1 pseudogene is annotated in these 255 nt (G+C 42.7%); it reads right to left on the reverse strand.

Annotation, left to right across the window (positions count from 1 at the left end):
• Nucleotides 1–178, reverse strand: a pseudogene (locus tag ACEN33_RS12575) (IS3 family transposase); the annotation flags it as partial.
• Between the last annotated feature and the right edge of the window lie 77 nt (nt 179–255).

Below are 255 nucleotides of genomic sequence, written 5' to 3' on the forward strand. Positions count from 1 at the left end.
AATCTTCACACGAAGCGAGATCAATCTCGTCTTTCATATGTCCATAAAAAGATTCCTGAGGGGCATTGTCCCAACAATTGCCACGTCGGGACATCGATTGAATTAACCCATTATTCTCCACAAGGTATTGAAATTTCACACTGGTAAAGTGACTCCCTTGATCTGAATGAATCAGGGTTTGCGTCGCTAAACTCACCGGATGCTGGGCGATAAGTTGTCGTATCATCTTCAAAACAAACGCAATATGAAGCATCG

Origin of the sequence: Ruoffia sp. FAM 24228 (assembly GCF_045528575.1) — a bacterium.
Taxonomy (GTDB): Bacteria; Bacillota; Bacilli; order Lactobacillales; family Aerococcaceae; genus Ruoffia; species Ruoffia halotolerans.